At 67.7% G+C, this 1,940-nt stretch carries 2 protein-coding genes and 1 pseudogene; 2 read left to right on the forward strand and 1 reads right to left on the reverse strand.

Annotated features, from left to right (window positions below):
* Together HC022_RS25270 and HC022_RS25275 are read left to right on the forward strand one after the other, a co-directional pair.
* Positions 1–1,017: 3-deoxy-7-phosphoheptulonate synthase (locus HC022_RS25270; RefSeq protein WP_167454226.1), on the forward strand; the 1,017-nt coding region annotated here is incomplete at its 5' end.
* Positions 1,018–1,215: 198 nt separating this feature from the next.
* Positions 1,216–1,650 (forward strand): DUF4174 domain-containing protein, encoded by a 435-nt coding sequence (locus HC022_RS25275; protein ID WP_167454227.1) that lies wholly within the window; start codon positions 1,216–1,218, stop codon positions 1,648–1,650.
* A gap of 97 nt (positions 1,651–1,747) precedes the next feature.
* On the opposite strand, the pseudogene HC022_RS25280 reads toward HC022_RS25275, so the two are convergent.
* A pseudogene (locus HC022_RS25280) lies at positions 1,748–1,940 on the reverse strand (trehalose-6-phosphate synthase); the annotation flags it as partial.

Below are 1,940 nucleotides of genomic sequence, written 5' to 3' on the forward strand. Positions count from 1 at the left end.
GAGACGGTGGACGGCATCGAGCTGCCGAGCTTCCGCGGCGACATCATCAACGAGCTGGCCTTCACGCCCGAGGCGCGCAAGCCCAACCCGCAGAAGATGCTGCAGGCCTACACGCAGGCGGCTGCCACGCTGAACCTGATCCGCGCGTTCTCGACCGGCGGCTATGCCGACGTACATCAGGTGCACCAGTGGACGCTGGGCTTCACCGAGGGCGAGAAGGCCGCGCGCTACCGCGACATGGCCAACCGCATCTCGGACACGCTGGACTTCATCAAGGCGGCGGGCGTCGACAGCAACACCTCGGCGTCGCTGCACCAGGTGCACTTCTACACCAGCCATGAATCTCTGCTGCTCGAGTACGAAGAGGCGCTGACCCGTATCGACTCGACCTCGGGCAAGTGGATCGCGGGCTCGGGCCACATGATCTGGATCGGCGACCGCACCCGTCAGCCCGACGGCGCGCACGTGGAGTTCGCCCGCGGCGTGATGAACCCGATCGGTCTGAAGTGCGGCCCCTCGATGACCTCCGAGGACCTCAAGGTGCTGATGGCCAAGCTGAACCCGCTGAACGATCCGGGCCGGCTGACGCTGATCACCCGCTTCGGCGCGGGCAAGGCCGCCGACCACCTGCCGCGTCTCATCGAGACCGTGCGTTCGGAAGGCGCCAACGTGCTCTGGGTCTGCGATCCGATGCACGGCAACACCATCAAGTCGGCGAGCGGCTACAAGACCCGTCCCTTCGACTCGGTGCTGAGCGAAGTGCGCGAGTTCTTCGCCGTGCACCGCGAGCAGGGCACCATCCCGGGCGGCGTGCATTTCGAGATGACCGGCCAGGACGTGACCGAATGCACCGGCGGCGTCTTCGCGGTCTCGGAAGAGAACCTGAGCGACCGCTACCACACCGCCTGCGACCCGCGTCTCAACGCCTCGCAGTCGCTGGAGCTGGCCTTCCTCGTGGCCGAGGAACTGACCGCGCTGCGCGGCGGTGCCCAGCCGCAGGTCGCCGCCCACGGCTGAGCGCTCTCAGGCCTTCACGACAGACTGCAGCGGCCGTCCCTCCGGGGGCGGCCGTTTCGCTTTGGGCCGGTCCTGACGCAGCCGTGACCGTGGGGCAGGGCGATTGTGCGTCTCGGCGGGAACCCGGAGGCTCGCCCGCGCGTAGACGTTCGAAGCCGGCGTCAAGGAGAAGCCGGCGTCAAGGAGGAGATCACCCGCATGGGCCGCATTCGAATGATGACGAAGATGGGCGTGGCCGTGATGGCGGGTGCCATGGCCACGCAGGCCGCTGCCGCCACCGAGCTCTTCCAGCGGCTCTCTCCCGAGGCCCGCGACCTTGCCGGGATGCGCTGGGAAAAGCGTCCGGTGCTGATCTTCGCGAGCTCGGGCGAGGATCCCGACTATCGCCGCCAGATGACTCTGCTGCAGCAATCCTCGCAGGCGCTGGCCGAGCGGGACATCGTGGTCCTGAGCGATCTCGAACCGCGATCCCCCTCGCCGCTGCGGCAGGGGTTCCAGCCCGGCGGCTTCAAGCTGGTGCTGGTCGGCAAGGACGGTGGCGTGAAGCTCGAACAGGACAGTGTGCTGTCGCCGGAAGAGCTGTTCGCGGTGATCGACCGGATGCCGATGCGGATGCGCGAAGCCGCAGAGTGAAGATGTGACCACGCGGACGACCTTCTGTCAGGGGTCGCAACGCAGGCGGGCCGCCCGATTTGCGGCCCGTTCTTTTGTCTGCGCGAGGGTGCGGGGGTCAGGCCGCTTCGACCGACCCGCCCGTTCCGTCGCCAAAGTTCTTCGGCGACAGCATCGCCAGCTGATCCTTGGCCCAGTGATGGGTGTCGCGCTTGGCGACCGCGGCGCGCAGCAGTTCCATCCGGGCGCGGCGCTCGTTCTCGGGCATGTCGAGCGCAAGGTCGATGGCGAAATCCATGGCCCGGGTCGAG

This window comes from Salipiger sp. HF18 (genome assembly GCF_011806505.1).
In the GTDB taxonomy this organism is placed as follows: Bacteria; Pseudomonadota; Alphaproteobacteria; order Rhodobacterales; family Rhodobacteraceae; genus Salipiger; species Salipiger thiooxidans.